At 40.8% G+C, this 19,682-nt stretch carries 16 protein-coding genes; 14 read left to right on the top strand and 2 right to left on the bottom strand.

All coding sequences use genetic code 11. The features are described from left to right. Positions 1-348: 348 nt before the first annotated feature. Genes acpS through recG form a run of 3 tightly spaced genes read left to right on the top strand, consistent with a single transcriptional unit; the run spans position 349 to position 3,842 of the window. Positions 349-738 carry a holo-ACP synthase gene (gene acpS / locus I1A59_RS05565; RefSeq protein ID WP_196091816.1) on the top strand — a complete coding sequence of 130 codons (390 nt, stop codon included), beginning with the start codon at positions 349-351 and terminating at the stop codon, positions 736-738. Further along, positions 710-1,816 (top strand): alanine racemase, encoded by a 1,107-nt coding sequence (gene alr, locus I1A59_RS05560; protein ID WP_196091804.1) that lies wholly within the window; start codon positions 710-712, stop codon positions 1,814-1,816. The genes acpS and alr overlap by 29 nt, the downstream gene beginning before the upstream one ends. A 7-nt stretch (positions 1,817-1,823) precedes the next feature. Further along, positions 1,824-3,842 carry an ATP-dependent DNA helicase RecG gene (gene recG, locus I1A59_RS05555; protein ID WP_196091803.1) on the top strand — a complete coding sequence of 673 codons (2,019 nt, stop codon included), beginning with the start codon at positions 1,824-1,826 and terminating at the stop codon, positions 3,840-3,842. Between the two features lie 104 nt (positions 3,843-3,946). Here recG and I1A59_RS05550 read toward each other — a convergent pair whose 3' ends face one another. After that, positions 3,947-4,918 (bottom strand): asparaginase, encoded by a 972-nt coding sequence (locus I1A59_RS05550; protein ID WP_282097649.1) that lies wholly within the window; start codon positions 4,916-4,918, stop codon positions 3,947-3,949. Between the two features lie 84 nt (positions 4,919-5,002). On the opposite strand from I1A59_RS05550, the gene I1A59_RS05545 reads away from it, so the two are divergent. Continuing rightward, entirely contained in the window at positions 5,003-6,397 is a 1,395-nt protein-coding gene (locus I1A59_RS05545) for a Cof-type HAD-IIB family hydrolase (RefSeq protein ID WP_196091801.1), read from the top strand. A 146-nt stretch (positions 6,398-6,543) separates the two neighbouring features. Here the strand turns inward: I1A59_RS05545 and I1A59_RS05540 are convergent, their stop codons facing one another. Then, complete coding sequence (locus I1A59_RS05540; RefSeq protein ID WP_196091800.1) at positions 6,544-6,996, bottom strand: universal stress protein; 453 nt, start codon at positions 6,994-6,996, stop codon at positions 6,544-6,546. A 421-nt stretch (positions 6,997-7,417) separates the two neighbouring features. On the opposite strand from I1A59_RS05540, the gene I1A59_RS05535 reads away from it, so the two are divergent. The 10 genes from I1A59_RS05535 (at position 7,418) to pyrE (ending at position 19,492) form a co-directional block, all read left to right on the top strand. After that, positions 7,418-8,764, top strand: a complete 1,347-nt coding sequence (locus I1A59_RS05535; RefSeq protein ID WP_196091799.1) for an LPXTG cell wall anchor domain-containing protein — start codon at positions 7,418-7,420, stop codon at positions 8,762-8,764. Between the two features lie 165 nt (positions 8,765-8,929). Continuing rightward, complete coding sequence (locus I1A59_RS05530; protein ID WP_196091798.1) at positions 8,930-9,772, top strand: hypothetical protein; 843 nt, start codon at positions 8,930-8,932, stop codon at positions 9,770-9,772. Positions 9,773-9,844: 72 nt separating this feature from the next. Continuing rightward, positions 9,845-12,226, top strand: coding sequence for an LPXTG cell wall anchor domain-containing protein (locus tag I1A59_RS05525; protein ID WP_196091797.1), 2,382 nt, complete (start codon positions 9,845-9,847; stop codon positions 12,224-12,226). Between the two features lie 565 nt (positions 12,227-12,791). Next, entirely contained in the window at positions 12,792-13,262 is a 471-nt protein-coding gene (locus I1A59_RS09785; protein WP_196091796.1) for a transposase, read from the top strand. Between the two features lie 803 nt (positions 13,263-14,065). Further along, a complete protein-coding gene (locus I1A59_RS05510) occupies positions 14,066-14,947 on the top strand; it encodes an aspartate carbamoyltransferase catalytic subunit (protein ID WP_196091795.1) in 882 nt (293 codons plus the stop codon). Positions 14,948-14,957: 10 nt separating this feature from the next. Next, positions 14,958-16,235, top strand: coding sequence for a dihydroorotase (locus tag I1A59_RS05505; RefSeq protein ID WP_196091794.1), 1,278 nt, complete (start codon positions 14,958-14,960; stop codon positions 16,233-16,235). Positions 16,236-16,442: 207 nt separating this feature from the next. After that, on the top strand, positions 16,443-17,207 hold the full coding sequence (locus I1A59_RS05500) for a dihydroorotate dehydrogenase electron transfer subunit (RefSeq protein ID WP_196091793.1): 765 nt from the start codon (positions 16,443-16,445) through the stop codon (positions 17,205-17,207). Positions 17,208-17,216: 9 nt separating this feature from the next. Then, complete coding sequence (locus tag I1A59_RS05495; RefSeq protein ID WP_196091792.1) at positions 17,217-18,131, top strand: dihydroorotate dehydrogenase; 915 nt, start codon at positions 17,217-17,219, stop codon at positions 18,129-18,131. A gap of 16 nt (positions 18,132-18,147) precedes the next feature. After that, the gene (gene pyrF, locus I1A59_RS05490) at positions 18,148-18,861 is read left to right on the top strand and encodes an orotidine-5'-phosphate decarboxylase (RefSeq protein WP_196091791.1); all 714 of its coding nucleotides are present in this window, start codon (positions 18,148-18,150) and stop codon (positions 18,859-18,861) included. 4 nt (positions 18,862-18,865) lie between these two features. After that, entirely contained in the window at positions 18,866-19,492 is a 627-nt protein-coding gene (pyrE, locus tag I1A59_RS05485; RefSeq protein ID WP_196091790.1) for an orotate phosphoribosyltransferase, read from the top strand. Positions 19,493-19,682: the final 190 nt, after the last annotated feature.

Below are 19,682 nucleotides of genomic sequence, written 5' to 3'. Positions count from 1 at the left end.
ATGCTCTTTCCATTTCAAAAACGAACGTTGTCAAGGTTGTGACAAAAGTCTCAACGGTCCTATTTTAGTTAGTGAATTCACTTTGACGCAGTGGTTGATTGGTCAAACAGCTAAATGGCTGTTTGAGGTATCAGATACGATTTGCGAAGCAAATAACAATTGTTCGCTTTTATTGAGAGAACATTTCATGTTCTCTTATCCAGATACTCAAAGAGTCAATTCCTGACTCTTTGACCATCCTATCTCAAAAGCCACAAGGTCATCTGTTTCTTGGAAACAATCACCGTCGTTTTTTCTAGCCTTGTTTGAAGTGAATCGAGTCTTTCGATGTTGGAATTGGTTAAGAATATGATTATTGGACATGGAATCGATGTGGAGAACTTGTCTTCGATTGCGAGTGTTATGGAGCGAAAGCCAGGATTTGTCGGCAAGGTTTTAACCCCAGCAGAGCAAGTTGTTTTTGAAGGCTTAAGTCCCAAACGGAAATTGGAATATGTTGGTGGTCGCTGGTCGGCCAAGGAGGCCTTTGCCAAGGCTTGGGGCACAGGTATTGGGGCAGGTCTATTGGGGTTTCAAGATTTAGAAATTTTAAATACGGATGACGGGGCGCCCTACTTTTCCAAATCCCCCTTTGCGGGAAAGGTCTGGGTTTCCATTAGTCACACTAAAACTCTTGTTCAAGCCAGTGTTATTTTAGAGGAGGTTAGTCATGAAAACGAGTCCGCATCGGCCGACTAAGGCGGTAATTTCTTTGGAGGCTATTGCCTATAATATTGGGCAGGTTGCCAGTCGATTGCCAGACAAGACTCTCAAAATGGCAGTGGTTAAGGCTAACGCCTACGGTCATGGTGCTGTGGCGGTTTCTCATTATATTCAAGGGATTGTAGATGCTTTTGGGGTCTCCAATATTGATGAAGCCTTAGAGTTACGTGAAAGTGGAATCACCAAAGAGATCCTAGTCTTGGGAGTGACAGCTTATGCGGCGGTCTCTTTGGCACAAGAGCACGATATTTGCTTGACGGTGGCTAGCCTAGACTGGGTGCAGGAACTCTTGTCTATGGGGCAGAGTTTAGAAGGTTTGCGGGTTCACCTCAAGGTTGACTCTGGCATGGGACGGATTGGTTTCCGTTCTGCAACTGAAATCCAGCAAGCCCAGCGAGCTTTACAAGCCCAGGGAGTTGAAGTAGAGGGGCTTTTCACTCATTTTGCGACTGCTGATGAGGTAGATGCTAGTTATTTTGAGGAACAAGGACAGCGCTTTATCAACCTTTTGGAAGAGTTGGAGGAGGTCCCAGCCTTGGTGCACGCTTCCAATTCAGCAACCAGCATTTGGCATCCCGAGACCGTTTTGAACATGGTTCGCTTGGGCAATATTATTTACGGTATGAATCCAAGTGGGCGTACTTTGGAGCTTCCTTTTGAAATTAAAGCAGCCTTGTCCCTGGAATCCGAACTAGTCCATGTTAAGAAAATAGCTTCCCAGCAAGGAGTGGGCTATGGGAAAACTTACGTCAGCCAAGAGGAAGAGTATATTGGGACCCTCCCTTTAGGCTATGCGGATGGGTGGACGCGTGATATGCAAGATTTTGAAGTTCTGGTTGATGGTGTTTTTTGTCCGATTGTCGGTCGGGTTTCCATGGACCAGTTAACCATTCGCTTGCCCGAGGCTTATCCAATTGGAACGAAAGTAACCTTGATTGGCAGCAGTGGTCAGGAGAGGATTGATGTGACCCAGGTTGCTGAATACAGGGGGACCATTAATTACGAAGTTGTTTGCTTGCTCAGTGATCGTATTCCTCGTGTTTATCGAAAATAGGTGAGTTATGAATTTGCATCAACCCTTAACCGTATTAGCGGGAGTGGGTCCCAAATCGGCTGAGAAGTGGGCTCGTTTAGGGATTGAAACCTTACAAGACCTGCTCTTGTATTTCCCTTTCCGCTATGAAGATTTTAAACATAAATCCGTTTTTGATTTGGAAGATGGAGAGAAGGCTGTTTTGTCGGGTGTCGTTGTCCGTCCGGCCAGTGTTCAGTACTATGGCTATAAGCGTAACCGCGTTCGTTTATCCATTCAACAAGAGCAGGTTGTGATTGGCGTCACCTTTTTTAACCAACCCTATTTGGTGGATAAGATTCAGATGGGGGCGACTGTTGCGGTTTATGGCAAGTGGGACCAGGCTAAAAATAGTCTAACGGGTATGAAGTTTTTGACCCAAATTGACCAGGATCTGCAGCCGGTATATCACGTGGCCCAGGGGATTTCTCAGGCTAGTCTGGTAAAGTTGATTCGACAGGTTATCGATGAGGGGCTTCATCAGTTACTGGAAGAGAATGTGCCACAAGTATTACGGGAACGCTACCGCCTGTTAGACCGCGTTACAGCAGTGGAGTATATGCATTTTCCACCAGATTTAGCAGCTTACAAACAAGCCCTTCGGCGGATTAAGTTTGAGGAACTCCTCTATTTCCAACTGCCTTTGCAGTTACTTAAAAGAGAACAGGGCAAACCGGGGGATGGGGAAGTTCTGACCTATTCACCGGATCTCCTGGCCCAGGCTAAGGCCAACCTTCCTTTTTCGCTCACGCAAGCCCAGGAGAAGGTCCTGCAGGACATCTTGGCAGACATGGCCAGTGACCGTCAGATGAGTCGCTTGCTACAGGGGGATGTGGGAAGTGGAAAAACGATTGTGGCTGCCTTGGCTATGTATGCCGCTTTTACCGCAGGTTTCCAAGCAGCACTCATGGTGCCAACGGAAATCTTGGCTGAGCAACATTTGGAGAGCTTGGACCAGCTCTTCCCGGATGTTCCCAAGGTCTTGCTCAAGGGGAGTCAGACGGGAGCGGTCAGGCGGGAGGTCTTGGAGCAAATTGCCTCTGGCGAGGCGGCTTTTGTCATTGGAACGCATGCGCTGATTCAGGATGGGGTGACCTATGAGAAACTGGGGCTGATTATTGTGGACGAACAACACCGCTTTGGGGTGAAGCAGAGGCGCGCCTTACGGGAAAAAGGTCTGCGTCCAGATGTGTTGATGATGACGGCGACGCCCATTCCAAGGACCCTGGCTATCACGGCTTACGGAGACTTAGATATCTCGATTATTGACCAGTTGCCAGCAGGCCGGAAACCGATCGTAACGCGGTGGGTTAAGCATGAGCAACAGGAGCAGGTCTACACCTGGTTAAAAGAGGAAGTTCAGAAAAAAGCGGCACAAGCTTATGTGATTTCCCCTCTGATTGAGGAGTCGGAAGCACTGGATTTAAAAAATGCTCAGGATTTGCAGGCAGAATTGCAGTCTTTCTTAGGTCAAGGAATAGAGGTTGGCTTACTTCATGGACGAATGAAGGCAGCTGAAAAAGATCAGGTCATGGACCGCTTTAAGGCCGGTCAACTCAAAGTTCTGGTCTCGACGACCGTTATTGAGGTTGGGGTCAACGTTCCCAATGCTTCCATCATGATTATCGTTGATGCTGACCGTTTTGGTCTCAGTCAGCTCCACCAGCTACGTGGGCGTGTCGGACGGGGTTCAACCCAATCCTACGCTGTACTGATTGCCAATCCCAAAACAGAAACCGGAAAATCACGGATGAAAATTATGACCGAGACCACTGATGGTTTTCGTTTGGCGGAGGAAGATCTGAAAATGAGAGGGTCTGGTGAGATTTTTGGGACCCGGCAATCTGGATTACCGGAATTTCAGGTGGCGGATATTCTAGAGGATTTTCCTATTTTAGAAGAGGCTAGAAAGGTAGCTCAGGAAATTGTCCAAGACCCAGATTGGCGCAGCAATCCCTTATGGAAAGAAATTGTGTGGAATTTAGAAGAAAAATCGCTTTTGGATTAATATACTGTAGAGGGCTAGGCGCGTGCGTTTCTAGCCGATTCTTTTGTGCCAAAAAAGCCGAGTTAAAAAACTTCGGCTTTAAGTGATTGTGAAGGAGGACCTTGTTACCCTTCTATATAAGCTTTAAGGGAATCGCCAGTGAGGCCTGCGTTGAGGGCGATGAGGAGTTTGAGCCGGGCCTTGGGTGCATTGAGTTCCTTAACAAAGTAGATGCCCTTATTGGCAAGGTCTTGCCCGCCACCAGGATAGGCATAAACGGGTTCAGCAATCCCATTGAAACAACGGGAGACCAGGGCGACAGGAATGCCAGCTTGAACGAGTTCTTCCAGCTTTTCTGCTACAAGCGGAGGAATATTTCCAGCCCCGAAGGCTTCGATAATGAGACCATCCAGTTGGGAACTATCAATCATTGCTAATAACTCCCCATCCATTCCAGTGTAGACCGGAAGGATGGGAACCAATCCTTGAATATCTTCTAAATCAAAGCGGACCCGTTCCTGAGCTTGTTTGAAATAGAGGTTTTCCTTCTTCATGATGAGGCCTAGAGGCCCATGGGTTGGGGTTTGGAAGGTGGAGACATTGGTAGTATGGGTTTTGGTTACATACTTAGCAGCGTGGATTTCATCATTCATGACGACTAAAACTCCCTTATCTCTCGCTTGCTCATCCGCTGCCACGCGGATGGCGGCTTGGAAGTTGTAGACACCATCACTCCCTAATTCATTAGAGGAACGCATGGCCCCAGTTATGACTACAGGAATTGGTGGCAGATCCATGGTATCTAGAAAGTAGGCTGTTTCTTCCAAAGTGTCTGTTCCATGTGTAATCACCACCCCATCCACTTGATGGGCATAGGCTTTGATCGTTTTGAAAAGTTGGAGCATATGGGTAGGTGTCATTTGCGGACTTGGGAGGTTCAGCAAGTCAACCGAGAGTAGTTGCACATTCTCCAGCCCCGCTTGAATCTGCACCATGGGATTTTTTTCATTGGTTGAAACCCGTCCTTGCTCATCCGCCTGCATGGAAATTGTCCCCCCTGTGTGAAGGGCCAAGATTCGTTTCATAAGTAACCTCATCTCTTTTTTTCTTTCATTTTATCATACTGAAGCCACGATTATGATAAAATAAAAAGAAGTAAATGCGCAGATAAGAGGACTAGAATGGATATAAAAGCGGTATTTTTTGACATTGATGGGACCTTGGTAAATGATAGCCGCCAGGTGCTGAAGTCAACAAAAAAGGCGATTGCATCGCTTAAAAAACAAGGAATCATGGTGGGATTGGCGACAGGTAGAGGCCCCTTCTTTGTTCAGGAATTTATGGAGGAATTGAATCTAGATTTTGCCGTGACCTACAATGGCCAATATATCTTTAGTCCTAATGGTCTTCTTTATGCCCAGACTTTATCCAAAAAAGAAGTGGCGGATGTCTTGGCCTATGCTAAGGAGAATGGTAAGGAGATTGCACTGGGGCGAGCTGATGGGATGTTGGGCTCACGAATTATGTCTTTCGGTATGTCTTCCTTGACTCAAGGCCTGCATCGCTTTATTCCTGGTAAATTGTCGGGCTTGGTCAGTCAATCTTTTAATAAGGTGGTTAGTCGGTTTGTTCCCCAAGACTATAAGGAATTGGAAGCTATTGCTCGCGAACCTATTTACCAAATCCTAATGCTGGCCACCAGCAAAGAGGGCAAGGAAGTTGCTGAGTACTTTCCCCATCTAAAATTTACCCGCTCCAGTCCTTACGCATCAGATATCATTAGTCCTGGCATGTCCAAATTGGAAGGGATCCGAATTCTTGGAAAAGAGTTTGGCTTTGACCTAGACCAAGTCATGGCCTTTGGTGACTCAGACAATGACTTTGAAATGCTTTCAGGGGTCGGCTTGTCTATTGCTATGGGAAATGGGTCCAGCCGCATCAAAAAAGTTGCCCAGCACACCACCAGTTCCAACACAGAAGATGGTATCCATGAAGCTCTATCTTACTTTGGATTTTTAGGCAACGAACCCATTTTTGTCAGTCAAGATACCAGTTTCAATAAGGTTAAACAATTTCATGGTCTGATGGATCAGCGAACGCAAGAAGATCCCAAAGCCTGGACTTGCCAAGATGCTGGCCACCGCGCTGCCTTTACCATTGAAGAATTGGTTGAATTTGTCCACGCTGCTAGCTCCTCTAGTGAGGAGTTTGAAGAGACTGTAAGCAAACTCCATCAGGCCCTTGACCAGGCCAAGGAAAAAGTTATAGCCAAAGAAGGAGGCCCACAGGTGGATTTAGTCAAACAGGCGGATGCTTTGGTTGACCTTCTCTATTTCACCTATGGCCATTTTGTCTTAATGGGAGTAGACCCAGCTCCAATTTTTGACCTTGTCCACCAGGCGAACATGGGAAAAATTTTTCCAGATGGTAAAGCCCACTTTGATCCCCAAACCCATAAAATTTTGAAACCAGAGGATTGGGAAGAAAACTATGCCCCAGAGCCCGGTATCAAAAAAGAATTGCAACGCCAAAAAAAGGCTTACCACAAACACCACAGCAAAAAAGACGCCAACTAAGGGCGTCTTTTTTGACCTATACATAACTAATTTCAAAATCAGAATACTCGCGGAATTTCAAAAAGATGGCGAGGAAAGCCGATGAAGATAGAACTAAAGTTCATCAAAGAGGCTTGACAAAGTCAGATTTTGAAATTCAATGAGTATTAAAAGAGATCTTCCTGGTCACGAACCACAAGGAAATCCACCTTGGCATGACGGAGGATGTATTCAGATGAAGAACCAACTAAGAGACGTTCGAAGGCGTTGAGACCAGTAGCTCCCACCATAATCAAATCAATCTCATGTTCATCTGGAATGTCTGTTGCTAAAAGAGTTTTTGGATTTCCAAACTTGATGACTTGATGAACCTCAGTCAAGCCAGCTGCATGGGCTTGTTCCTCGTATTCCCCTAGCATCTTCTGAGCTTCGAGTTTTAATTGTTCATAAACCTCAGAATCGAAAGGGGTCACACTTTGAATAGCACGTGTATCAACAACGTGAACAAGAAACAGTTGAGCTTGGTTCCGTAAAGCTACATGGATGGCCTTGTGCAAGGCTAACTCCGCAGATTTTGAACCATCTAAAGCAACCATGATGTGTTGATAATGTTGAGTCATAAGAGTTCCCTCCTTTATATAGTTCTATTGTAAACCTTTTCATAAAATAATGCAATATTATAGTGATGAAAGTTTGGAAATCTCCGGTGATATTTTTCGAGTGTTTATGAAAATTTTGAATTTCATTTCACAAAGAGTGATAAAACCGATTCATTGTTATTTTGAAACAGTTAGCTTGGTTCTCTCAATCTCTTTTAAAAACAATTAAATAATTTTATAGTACTAGTTATCAGTCTGATACTTAATGAAAATCAAAAATTACACTAGGAAGTGAGGTGCAAACAGTGCTAGAATGCGGCAAGTTGAAACTGGCAATAGCGAAACTTGATTTTTGAAGAGAGTAAAATTATTTTTATAAGCTATTGCTTTTTTTTTTTAGCATGATAAACTTAAATTGTAAATCAATTCTAAAGGAGTGTTTATGAAAAAAGAAGTTATTAAAAATGTGACACTTGCGGCAACAACTTTGGCTGTATTTTTGGCACCAGCAGTTTCAGCTAATGATGTTGAAAGTAGTTCATCGTCTGAGAACGTAGAATTTTCTTTTATTGAACGTTCAAGTGAAGTTGGGAACTCATCAGTTTCATCAAGTTCAAGTGATGGCGAGAATGCATCAGTTTCATCAAGTTCAAGTGAAGTTGAGAGTTCATCAGTATCATCTACATCAAGTGAAGAAACTGGAGCATCAACAGAAACACGCACAGTAGCAACTCCTGCCACTACCACAGTCGATTCTACGGCTTCAAATGGAGATTCTTCACGTGTGCAAGGTAACGGTGCAAGCATGGCTCCAGGAGTTGGTAAATTCCAATATTATACTATCGATGGAAAATATCGTTTAGTTCTTGGAGTTTTTGAGAATGGTAAAAAAATCGTAAGTCTTTTCGATGAAAATAATAAACTCATTTCCCAAACAGAAGAGTTTGTAAACTTGATTGGACCTAGAGTATCTGGTCAAAACGTGACCGCTGAAGAAGATGCAGCGGATGCAAAAGATATTGAGAATGCCAAAAACTGGGCATTGAATGTTCTTGCCCAAAACGCTGATACAGATAATTCAAATAAGCAGTCAACAAACGATGCGAACAATAGCAACAAAGTTGACAATAAGAAGCCAGCTGATTCAACCAACGTAAATCAGAAGCCGACAAAGGAATCTACCAATAACAGTGCAAAAGAAGAACAATTGAAGGCCGATAAGAAAAAGTTTGCTGATAAATTGGCAAATCTAAATGAAAGCCAATATCGATTTGTGGACTTAAATGGTGATGGAGTAAATGAGTTGGTTACTCCGACGGGTGTTTACTACACTTCTAATGGCGAAGTGAAAGAATTGGCGGACCGCCATGCATGGAATGGTGGATCACGAGCAGATTTTGAGTTTTACGGAAACTATGTCATTTTCCGTAATTGGACTTCTGGATCTGGTCGTGGCGGTGCTGAAATTCGTCAATTGCGAGCAGATGGTTCAGGCTACAACGTAATTGCTTCAACACAGTTTGACAGAGTTGATCAATTTGACCACTTGGCTTGGGCAAAAGGTATTTTAGGAGATAAAAATAGCTTGGACAATCAAGTTAATGGTGGTAAACAAGGTGATTCAACTGTTTCAAATCCTGTAGTGAGAGGTAGAGAAGTAGCTAAAGCTAAGGAAGATAAGAAGCTACCAAATACTGGAACAGAGACAGGCTTTCTTGCCGTGATTGTTGGTGTTTTCCTATTAATACTTGGGGCCATCTATTCACGTTTTGCTGTGAAGAATAAATAATAGATGAATAAGAGATTAAGAGTTACTCTTGGTCTCTTATTATTGTATGATAATGGTTTGATTTTATTTGAATAAAGTAGGAAAAAGGTATAAATAAGTACATTTTATTCATTTTCAAAGCTTAATGTAGATAATATAATCTAGTGTTTAAGCTAAGATAAAGTTATGAAAAAGAGAGGGATAATCATGCAAAATATAGGAGATAAGAACAAACAGAATCAACATATCAAACAAGCAGCAAATAGAGAGTTTGCAGTATCGTTGCTCTTCCCTTGGATTAAGGGAAGATTGGATGTTGATCGATATAATGTAATTGTTGATTTCCCAAATACAGTTTTCTTTGGATTAATTCCAGCAGGAAGAGAGCAACATACTAGTCCTTTAGGGAATGTGTCAAATGTGTACACAAGTAATTATTATAATATTGTAAGGATGTTGTTTGGCTTAATTGGTTTTTTCAATGGATTATCCAGTATAGGAGATGGGAGATTTTTTGGAGGACTAATCGTTTTAGCCCTTGGTGTAGCCTTATTTCTATCTGGCCTTCAAGTGGTGTTTGCTTATGAAAAGAACGGTACCCTTATCGAAATTCCTTTACCTTTCTATGAGGCTGACCATGTAAAAGCTTATGCAGAGGAAGTTATTGCACAATTAAATGTCTACAATGATGAGCGAAATGGTTTGCTGAATGCTCAGATTAATGCACAGTTGATTAATGATCAGTCAAAACAAAATGCACAGTTGCAATTTGAGCAAAATCAAGCTATTTTGAATGCCATTCAAGGAAGTAATAATTTTGGTGTACAAGTTCCTAGACAAGAAGATTCAGAACGAATAGATGTAGCGATTGAAGAACAAGAGTTCTCTCAAGAAGTTTCAAATTCTAATAATGATCCATCTCAAATCATAAATCAAGAAGAATGGTTAAATTACTTTGAATTAGTAAACGGACGAAAACCTACAATCGAAGAAATGCATACTGCAAAAGTTAACGGTGACTTTAGGTAGCATTATCGATTATGGTTGCTAAAGTAGATGGATATTAATAACCGCTAAATTTATATTGCGAGGAGTTAAATTATGAAAAAGATTATGTTGTCGGGGGCAGTTGCTGCCCTTAGCATAGCTGGTTCAAGTGTAGCTGCTGATGAAGTTTCAGCACCGAATCTAAATCAGGATAGTTTAGAACAAAAATTGGATGATTGCAGTTGTCAGTCGGATACATTATTTCGTGAAAAGGAAAGCATCAATGAATTGAATAAAAGTATTCAAATGCAAGAAATAGTGGTTTCTAAGGATAAGGAAAATGTTTCTGCGGCTGAAACGGAGTTAGCTACTAGTTTGGTACAATTGGATCAAGCTACTACAAAATTAGAAGAAGCTACACCAGAAAAAATAACTGCAATTAAAGAGAAAGTTACAGAGGTTGAAACTAAGTTAGCAACGGATACGTCTTTAGAGCTAGCAAAAAGCCAGTTGAAGGATGCAGAGCAGCAGGTCCGTGAGCATGAGCCAATTCTTGAAACAGCTCAAAAAGATGTTGAGTCAAAATTAGCGGAAGTTCAAGACAGTGAGGCCAAAGTTCGGTCCGCAGAAGCGGCTTTTGATTCAAAAAGCATCATTACCGCTCAGCATGAAGTGAGTCAGCTAGAATCTACACTAAAGCAGAATCATCAAAATCTAGTTGAGCTCAATCAGAAAATGGAAATGCTAGAGAAAGAGAAATCGGCATTTTATGTAAATTCAAAGAAAAAAAGAGAAGAATTAGAAAAAGCTGTTAAAGAAGCTGGACCTGAGTATACAACAGAATTGGTTCAACATGTTATTGCTGAAAATAAAGTTAGTGATTCTGACGCTTATTCACAACCGAAAGATCCGTACTATATTTCGAACGGAAAGAAATTCTATGTGTCTGCCAATGAAAATGTAGAATTTGATGGTGAAGCCACAGAAGTTATTGTATTGAAAAACGCTGAAGAATATACGGTTAAAGAGATCGATTATGAGAAAGTGTCTCAATATGTTTCGGAATATCTTACAAAATTGCGAAAGATTAATGGAATCGATATTCCAGTTCCGCCAGTGACTTCAGAGGCTTTGAAATGGGCTAAAGCTCGAACCGATGAAATGGCAAGGAATAAGGAACTCAGTCATGATACTATTTTAAAACCTACAGACTTTGGACTTAATAGTGAAACAGAGAATGCGACCACTGCTCTCGGTAAAAAATCGAAACTGAGTGAAAAAGAGATAGCATACAATCAGATATTGCGCTATTTTAATGACTATAGTAATGCATTTAGTTTTGGAGCTAAATCTCCAACAGAAGTTAATATTTTTAACTATGGGCATAGAACACCACTTTTAGGAGCTTCTGGAACTGGACTTGCTATGGTAGAAACGGATGGGTATTCTGTTCTGACATTTGTCTCTACAGATGGTAAGGGAGTATACGACACTTTGCCGTCTAATTCTCAGAATACATGGTCTGCATTTGCTTTGGCTACAGCTAAAAATGAAGACGAAGATCCCCTTCGATCAGAGTTTTATTTTAATGGTAAAAGAACGAAGTTCTTGCCAAAAACTACTTTTAAGTATGTATGGGAAGAAACGGTTTATCATAAGAATGAAAAGTATTCCAGTGCTGTTGAAAATCTCAAACAGTTTGAGTTAGAAAGTGCTACCGAAGATAAAAGATTACAAGAGCAGACTTCGCTTTTAGCAAAGAATAAACAAGAGCTTGAAGCATCCCAAAAGTTGACTGCGGATCAATTGAATCAATCGAAAGAACGGTTGAATGAGTTAACCAAAGGCAATCAAGAGAAGTTAAGAAATCTTGAGATTCTTCAAAAAGAACTTGAGAATAAGCAGACTGAGCTAAGTTCACTACAAGATACCCTAAAGCATGAAATGGCAATTCATGAGGAGTTGAAGGCGAACGTAACACAAGCACAAGAAGTTGTTACAAGGGCTGAAGAAGATTTGAAGAGTCTGAAGGCACAGCTTGAACAAGCGCAGGCTGAATTAGATTCTTTACAAAAAGCTGGTGATGCTTACGCGAAAGCTAAAGCAAACTTTGACTTGGCTCAGAAAAAATTAACAGATGCACAAGAGAAACTAAAACAAGATTTGTTAGTGCTTGCAGCATTAAAATCTGAGTTGCAACAAAAAGAGTTGGAGTTAGCTATATGCGAATCCAAGGAGAATGCAAAATTAGAGGGCTTGGTCTACACTCCATCTAGCCGTAACAAGTCTCAACATAAATCCGTAAATATCCTTAAACCAGTTGAACAATTTGATAGCACCAAAAAGGAGAATATCGGAGATACTATTTCAAAAACTGTCAATTCTGTAGAAACTCTTCCTAACACCGGAGAGACAGGTTCCTATTTAACGATTGCTGGACTTAGTTTGATGACAACATTGGGTGTAGTATCTAGTAAAAAACGTAAAAAAGCCTAGATCCAAGATAGCGTCCTTAAAATCTTATTGACGTACCTGTATTTCTTTTGATAGAATAGTCTTCGAAAAGATTGATTATTCTTATCGATTGTCAGCAAGTTCGGGTTGATGGAAGCCGAATCGAAGAGGAATAAGTGGCCCTTTTTATACTCTTTTAGATTATAAACTGTATGTGGTATACTATTCCCATGGCATACGGAATTGATTTTAGAAAACGTGTCCTTTAATATGTTAAAGAGGGACATACACGTAAAGAAACAGCAGCTTTATTTAATATTAGCACCAACACTTTATACAGTTGGGAAAAGCAGGAGAGAGAACTCGGTCACTTAGAACGTAAAAAGCATATTGCTAAATCCAGAAAAATACCTTTAGATAAATTACAAGAATTTGTAGAAGAACATCCAGACGCTTTTTTAAGGGAAATTGCAGAACATTTTTCTTGCAGTATTCCTTCTGTTTGGGCTACCTTAAAGCAAATAAACATCACTTTAAAAAAAAAGATAACGAGCTACAAAGAACAAGATGCACAGAAGGTTCGACAATATCTTGAATCACTAGCGCTTTGAAAGACTTTCCAATTGTCTATATTGATGAAACAGGTATTGATACTTATCTATATCGTAAAAATGCCCGTGCACCTAGAGGTGAAAAGATTTATTCCAAAGTTTCTGGTCGTCGATTTGAAAGAACTTCCATTGTATCTGGACAAATTGGTCAGACTTTTGTAGCGCCAATGATTTACAAAGAGAGTATGACGAGTGATTTCTTTGTAGAGTGGTTTAAACAAGAGCTTCTACCATCTTTAAAGACTCCTCATGTTATTGTTATGGACAATGCAAGTTTTCACCCTAAGAAAATATTAGATGAACTTTCTATCTATGCTGGTCACTTCTTTTTACCTCTACCACCGTATTCTCCAGAATTAAATCCAATTGAGCAAAGTTGGGCTATTCTAAAAAAATCAGTTACAGAATTACTTCGCAAGATGGACTCTATAACTGATGCAATAACATACTATTTAAAAACTAAATGACTATACCAGTGAAAAAAGTGAGGACTTAACAAGTAACATTAGGATGGAACCGTATTTCGACATCTCTTGTCCAAGGACAGAGGCGTGAAATGCGGTTCCTTTCTTATTTTCTGGAGTTTTTCATAACGGTTATAAGAGGGCACCTCTAAAAACTAAACTCTTAAAAATTCGAACATTGATTTATCAAGATTTCTACGACATGATTTGATGCAAAACCGGAGTTTTTCGAGGTGCCCAAGAGTTTATACGTGATTTGTTTAGAGTATTAAATTTTATAAAAAAATAATTGGTGGATATCGTGGCTAAGACCAAGATTCTTGTCATGGTTTTTATTTATCCAGATTTTTCTGAATTTTTTAAGTAGATTCAGGTGATTTTAAACCTCATACCGACTACTTTTTGAAAACACCACTTAAAAAACTTTATAAAAAGAGCATAAAAATGGTTGAGAAAATTCACAGGGTAAGGTATACTTGCGGTAGCTTATATTCAAATTCTCATTCGTCCAGAGAGGCGATCTGAAAATTTGTCTATCTAATTGAGAAGTTTCTCACTAGGACTCGAAGATCAAAGATTTTTGAGTAGTGAGTTAGGTCAAAAGAGACAGTCTTTCTGTTTCTTAAACAATCAACTAGAAAAGGAGCGGAGATAACAATTTAATTGAATAGAAAATCTTTTTAAGGTAGTCCAGAGAGGCTAGCAAGAGATTACTTTGTTGCGGTATGTTTTGTCATACGCTTCTTTTGAGTACCTTGTTAGCCTGTAGCCAACAAGGTATTTTTTTGTATTTAAGGAGGGTATAGATGAAAAATCTGCTGACAATGGAAAATTTGACGAATGATGAAGTGTTTCAGTTAATTGATAGAGCCTTAGAAATTAAGGCTGGGGCACCAAGTCTTCAAAGACCTGATCTCTTCATCGCAAATTTATTTTTTGAAAATTCTACCCGAACAAAATTGAGTTTTGAAATTGCAGAAAAGCATTTGGGATTGAAGGTAGTGGATTTTGAAGTCTCAACCTCTTCTGTGAATAAAGGGGAATCTCTCTATGATACTTGTAAAACCTTAGAGATGATTGGGACATCTATGTTGGTTATTCGGCATCCTGAACAAGCGTATTATCAGAAATTAGAAGGATTAGATATTCCGATCATTAATGGTGGTGATGGGAGTGGAGAGCATCCGAGTCAGAGTTTGCTGGATTTGATGACGATACAAGAACATTTTGGGAGAATAGAAGGCCTAAATATCATTATTGTAGGAGATATCAAAAATTCTAGGGTAGCAAGAAGCAACTACCATATGCTAACGCGATTGGGAGCACAGGTACGCTTTGTTTGTCCTGATCTCTACAAAGATGTAACTTTGGGAGAAGTGGTTCAATTTGATGATGTAGTGGATGAAGTAGATGTTTGTATGCTCCTAAGAGTACAGCATGAGCGCCATGACGGCAGCCAAATATTTGATAAAGATTCCTATCATTTACAATATGGATTGACTTCAGAGCGTTATCATCGCTTAAAAGAAACAGCTGTTGTAATGCACCCTGCTCCAGTTAATCGAGGCGTTGAAATTGCGGATGAACTTGTTGAAAAAGAAAAGTCGCTTATTTTTCCTCAGATGAAAAATGGGATGTTTATGAGGCAAGCAATTTTAGAGAAAATCATTCAAGAAAATGATTTATAAGGAGGTCATCATGCTACTACTTAAAAACGGGCAAGTATTAGAGGAAGGGCTTCTGGTTCAACGAGATGTTTTAATTCAAGGTAAATCCATTCTGGAAATAGGCGAACATCTGAAAGTAGAACAAGGTCGGACCATTGATCTAAAAGGCAAGTTTTTATCCCCAGGTTTTATTGATGTACATGTGCATTGGCGGGAACCAGGGTTTTCCTATAAGGAAACTATTAGCTGTGCTTCACGAGCTGCAGCTAAAGGGGGATTTACGACGGTAATGCCAATGCCAAACTTGAATCCTGTTCCAGATTCCTACGAAAATTTGAAAGTTCAGTTAGAGTTAATTGAACGAGATAGTGTTATTCGGGCTATTCCATATGGTTCGATTACAAAGGGAGAGTTAGGGCAGGAATATGCTGATTTTGACGCATTAGCTCCACATGTCTTTGCCTTTAGTGATGATGGGCGTGGTGTACAAGATGCCAATAAGATGTACCAATCCATGAAAATCGCTGCCAGGCTCGGTAAGGCGATTGTAGCACATTGTGAAGATAACTCTCTTATTTGGGGAGGAAGTATGCACTGTGGAAAACGTAGTCAAGAATTAGGTCAAAAAGGCATTCCTTCTGTTTGTGAGTCGGTTCAAATTGCCCGAGATATTTTATTAGCAGAGGCAACAGGATGCCATTATCATGTCTGTCATGTTTCAACCAAGGAATCGGTTAGACTCATTAGAGAAGCCAAAAAAAATGGTATTCACGTCACATGTGAAGTTTGTCCTCATCATTTAATCAGTGATGAGGAGGATATTCATGAGGCGAGTGGCCTCTGGAAGATGAATCCACCGCTAAGAGCAAGAGAGGATCGAGAAGCCTTGATTGAGGGGGTACTGGATGGAACAATCGATATGATTGCGACAGACCATGCCCCCCATGCAGCATATGAAAAAGAGGTTCCGATGGCAGAGGCGGCATTTGGGATTGTGGGGAGCGAGACAGCCTTTGCTCAACTATACACTCATTTTGTTAAAACAGGAATTTTCACCCTAAATCAAGTGGTAGATTTGATGTCAAAAAGAGTCGCCGAAATTTTTGGTTTGCCGTATGGGAAAATAGAGGAGGGGGCTTTGGCTGACCTCGTTGTGATAGATTTGGATAAAAGGATGCAAATTGATCCCGAGACATTTTTATCCAAGGGACGAAACACACCTTATGTGGGGCAAGAAGTATTTGGAATTCCAGTTTTAACCTTTTGTGAGGGAAGAATCGTCCATGGTCATTTAGAGGATTGGTCATAAGATTTTGATGAAAGTTCAAGTATTATGTGAGATTAACACTTAACTACATTCGAAATCGGAATACTCGAATCTTTCAAAGAGTTGACCAGGAAAGCTGATGATGGTAGCTTAACAGGTCTGAGAGTCCTGTTAAAGAATACAGATCAGGCTTGAAAAGGTCGGATGTTGGAAATGGAATGAGTAACAGTCATTAGATAGGAGAAAAAGATGCAGGTTCAGTTAGCGAAAGTTCTAGAGCATAAGGAAATTGCCTATCATATTTATAAACTCACCTTATTTGGAGAGATTGCAGAATCGATGATCGAACCGGGGCAATTTGTCAATATTCGAGTAGGAAAAGGAAATGAATTTTTATTGCGGAGACCCATCTCAATTTGTGAAGTTATCCCAGAACAAAAGGTTTTTGTGGTGATTTATCGAGCAGAAGGTAAGGGAACTCAAGTCCTTACTCAAGTTGAAGTTGGACAAGAAGTGGATGTCTTGGGACCTCTTGGACAGGGATATCATCTGGATACGTTAAATCCTGGTCAAACAGCCCTTCTTGTTGGAGGGGGAATCGGGGTTCCCCCCCTTTATGAATTGTCAAAACGGCTGAATGATCGTGGAATTCATACAATTCATGTCTTGGGCTTCAACTCTGATAAAGAGATTTTTTATGAAAAGGAATTTTCAAGTTTGGGGAAAACCTATATCAGTACGGTAGACGGGAGTCGGGGAGATAGAGGGGTTGTTACAGATATTTTAGAAAAATATCAAATAGAGTTTGAACAGTATTTTGCCTGCGGACCATTTCCAATGTTGAAAGCTTTACAGGAGATGAATAAGGATAAAACGGGATATGTTTCTTTGGAAGAAAGAATGGCCTGTGGCATTGGAGCCTGTTATGCATGTGTTTGTCGGACAGAAACAAATGACACTGCTCGAATTTGTTACGAAGGGCCTGTTTTTAAAGCAGAAGACATAATTTTTTAGGAGGTTGTGATGGAGGAGAGATTGAGTGTTGCATTGCCAGGATTAAATCTGAAAAATCCAATTATGCCTGCCTCTGGTTGCTTCGCATTCGGACTGGAATACGCAGAGTTTTATGATCTATCTCAACTTGGAGCTATTATGATTAAGGCGGCAACGAGAGAAGCAAGGCTAGGTAATCCTACCCCGAGAGTGGCAGAAACTGCAAGTGGCATGTTAAATGCAATCGGTTTACAGAATCCAGGTGTTCATAAAATTATAGAGGAAAAACTTCCACAACTTGAAAGATATGACGTGCCAATTATTGCCAACGTCGCTGGAAGTAATGTTGAAGATTATATCTATGTAGCCAAGCATATTTCTAAGTCACCTAATGTTAAGGCCTTGGAACTCAACATATCTTGTCCTAATGTTAAGTGTGGTGGGATTCAATTTGGAACGGATCCTCGTGTTGCCAGGGATCTGACGCAACGGGTTAAGGAAGTATCTCAAGTCCCTGTTTATGTTAAGCTGTCTCCTAATGTGACGGATATCATTGAGATAGCAAAAGCGGTTGAACAAGGAGGCGCCGATGGGCTTACAATGATTAATACACTGGTAGGTGTCAGGTTAGATCACGACTCGGGTAAGCCGATTATTGCGAATGTCACAGGGGGGCTATCAGGGGCTGCCATTAAGCCGATTGCGATTAGGATGGTCTATCAAGTTGCTCAAGTTGTTGCTATTCCAATTATCGGAATGGGGGGGATTATGGATGAATGGGATGTGATTGATTTTATTTCAGCAGGTGCAAGTGCCGTTGCAATTGGCACAGCTAATTTTACAGATCCATTTGTTTGCCCCAAAATTATCAATCAGTTGCCTCAAGCCTTGGATCAACTTGGTGTTGATCATATTTTAGAACTAAAGGATCGAGCATGGAAGTAAAAGTAGGTAATGAACCATGGAAAAAAATGTGATTATCGCCCTGGATTTCCCCGAAATTGAAACAAGTTTACAATTCCTTGATTTATTTGGCTCAGAATCCCTTTTTGTCAAAATTGGCATGGAACTTTTTTTACAAAATGGACCGAAAGTCATTGGAGCGATTAAGGCGAGAGGGCATAAACTTTTTTTAGATTTAAAACTTCACGATATTCCCAATACGGTTTATCAAGCCTCTAAAGGCTTGGCTCAATTTGATGTTGATATCTTAACGGTTCATGCAGCAGGGGGAAGGGAAATGATGCGGGCTGCCAAACAAGGAATCGTAGATGGAGGAGGAATACATACGCGAGTGATTGCGGTTACACAATTAACTTCTACTTCAGAGGAACAAATGAAGCAAGAACAAGGAGTGGAATTGAGCCTTAAGGAGAGTGTCTTACACTATGCTTCCTTAGCCCATGAAGCAGGTTTAGATGGAGTTGTTTCATCTGCTCAGGAAGCAGGGGAAATTTTAGATTGTTGGGGCCCTGGATTCATTCGGGTCACGCCAGGTATCCGATTTAGCCAAGATGACTTAGGGGATCAAAAACGGGTGGTTACACCGGATATCGCCAGTAAAATGGGAGTCAGTCATATTGTGGTCGGACGTCCGATTACACAAGCAGTTGATGCGGTAGGAGCTTATCAGAGTTTTGTGGCTGCGTTTGTAAAGGATAAAATGGGAGATTAGTGGAATGACAGATTTAAGATATGAAATTGCCAAAGACCTACTTGAAATAAAAGCTGTGGAGCTGAGACCACAACCTGAAAATTATTTTACGTGGACATCGGGTATTCAGTCTCCGATTTACTGCGATAATCGATTAACGATGTCTTATCCATCTGTTCGTAATCGCATCGCGGCGGGTTTAGTCGCCATCATTCAATCTCGCTATCCAGAAGTGACTGTCATTGCGGGGACGTCAACTGCAGGTATCCCCCATGCAGCTTGGGTGAGTGACCGCTTAGATCTCCCAATGGTCTATGTTCGTGATAGTAAAAAGAAACATGGAAAAACAAATCAAATTGAGGGGAAAATAGGTGCACAAGATAAGGTGGTTGTGATTGAAGATTTAATCTCCACGGGTATTTCTTCTTTGAAGGTTGTTGAAGCCTTATCTGAGAGGGGAGCACAAGTCCTGGGTGTGGTTGCGATCTTTTCTTATTCTCTTTCTAAGACTATGGATACCTTTATCCAAAAAGGAATCCAAGTCGATACCTTGACCCAGTACGATATTCTTGTTGAGGTAGCCCAACAATCAGGGTATATTCAAGAAGAGGAAATTGAAACCTTAATTCAATGGCGAAATCAACTAGATTAAAAGGGATACATACCCATCCCGTCACGACAAACGCACGAAAGATTCTAGTAGATTTATTCCCTACTAGAATCTTTTTTAAATTAGTACTCTTAAAAATTTATCGAATACCATACTCAAATGGAACTTCTTTCGTCTCATACTCATATCTTTACCAACATCAAGATTTCTTAACACACTCAAACAAAATTTG

The sequence above is a fragment of the Streptococcus sp. NLN76 genome (assembly GCF_015686645.1).
Classification (GTDB): Bacteria; Bacillota; Bacilli; order Lactobacillales; family Streptococcaceae; genus Streptococcus.
Note: the sequence above shows the minus strand (reverse complement) of the source record. Positions and strands in the feature narration are given on the sequence as shown.

Coding starts and splice junctions, on each gene's coding strand:
- acpS (WP_196091816.1), top strand. CDS start 349: ATGATTATTGGACATGGAATCGATGTGGAGAACTTGTCTTCGATTGCG.
- I1A59_RS05540 (WP_196091800.1), bottom strand. CDS start 6,996: ATGACTCAACATTATCAACACATCATGGTTGCTTTAGATGGTTCAAAA.
- I1A59_RS05525 (WP_196091797.1), top strand. CDS start 9,845: ATGAAAAAGATTATGTTGTCGGGGGCAGTTGCTGCCCTTAGCATAGCT.
- I1A59_RS05530 (WP_196091798.1), top strand. CDS start 8,930: ATGAAAAAGAGAGGGATAATCATGCAAAATATAGGAGATAAGAACAAA.
- I1A59_RS05550 (WP_282097649.1), bottom strand. CDS start 4,918: ATGAGGTTACTTATGAAACGAATCTTGGCCCTTCACACAGGGGGGACA.
- I1A59_RS05510 (WP_196091795.1), top strand. CDS start 14,066: ATGAAAAATCTGCTGACAATGGAAAATTTGACGAATGATGAAGTGTTT.
- I1A59_RS05500 (WP_196091793.1), top strand. CDS start 16,443: ATGCAGGTTCAGTTAGCGAAAGTTCTAGAGCATAAGGAAATTGCCTAT.
- pyrE (WP_196091790.1), top strand. CDS start 18,866: ATGACAGATTTAAGATATGAAATTGCCAAAGACCTACTTGAAATAAAA.
- I1A59_RS05495 (WP_196091792.1), top strand. CDS start 17,217: ATGGAGGAGAGATTGAGTGTTGCATTGCCAGGATTAAATCTGAAAAAT.
- recG (WP_196091803.1), top strand. CDS start 1,824: ATGAATTTGCATCAACCCTTAACCGTATTAGCGGGAGTGGGTCCCAAA.
- I1A59_RS05535 (WP_196091799.1), top strand. CDS start 7,418: ATGAAAAAAGAAGTTATTAAAAATGTGACACTTGCGGCAACAACTTTG.
- pyrF (WP_196091791.1), top strand. CDS start 18,148: ATGGAAAAAAATGTGATTATCGCCCTGGATTTCCCCGAAATTGAAACA.
- alr (WP_196091804.1), top strand. CDS start 710: ATGAAAACGAGTCCGCATCGGCCGACTAAGGCGGTAATTTCTTTGGAG.
- I1A59_RS05505 (WP_196091794.1), top strand. CDS start 14,958: ATGCTACTACTTAAAAACGGGCAAGTATTAGAGGAAGGGCTTCTGGTT.
- I1A59_RS05545 (WP_196091801.1), top strand. CDS start 5,003: ATGGATATAAAAGCGGTATTTTTTGACATTGATGGGACCTTGGTAAAT.